1 protein-coding gene is annotated in these 686 nt (G+C 39.8%); it reads left to right on the forward strand.

The window, feature by feature from the left end; all coding sequences use genetic code 11:
• Positions 1 to 108: 108 nt before the first annotated feature.
• Positions 109 to 686, forward strand: a 578-nt coding sequence (locus AC1DSE_RS36100; RefSeq protein ID WP_477529225.1) for an IclR family transcriptional regulator, incomplete at its 3' end; no start/stop codon positions are given.

Consider the following 686-nt stretch of genomic DNA (forward strand, 5'->3'; position numbering starts at 1 on the left):
GCTCTTATGTATGTATAATAATAAGCAAAGTCGACGCAAACAATGCAATTGTTCCTGTATACGGAATTATAAAATTAAAATATAAATCGGAGAATGGGGTTTCAACTCGTGCCGAATACAAATCCGCAGACGCTCTCTTCTGTTAAAAACGCACTACGTTTATTAAAATTGTTTACTGTGCAAACGCCTGATAAAAGACTAACGGAGCTGGCCAAAGAATTAGGTCTAGGTAAAAGCACAACCAGCCGCCTGCTGTCTACCTTGCTGAGCGAAGGTTTTGTTTTTCAAGATCCAGTTTCTCATAAATACAGACTTGGCCAACGCATCGTATCGTTATATCATGTTATGGTTATGTCCTTTGAGGACTTAGCTGAAGCAGCAAGCCCCTTCATTGAGCGTCTCGCGCAAGAAACCTCCGAAGCACTCCGAATAGCTGTATTGGAGGAAAATGAAGTAGCTTATATTTATCAAAGAGAGGGTTTAAGTAAAAAAGACATTGGTTCTTTTGTGGGAGGGAGAAATCCGCTTCATTGCACGAGTTCCGGAAAAATGCTTTTAGCCTTTCAAAATGAGCTTGAAATGAACAAAATGTTGAACCAACCTCTTAGCAAGTTTACTTCAAAAACAATTACTGACCCCTCCCTGTTGAAAGAGGAACTGAAACGAATTCGGAAACAGGATTATTG

The sequence above is a fragment of the Paenibacillus sp. 01L418 genome (genome assembly GCF_056400045.1).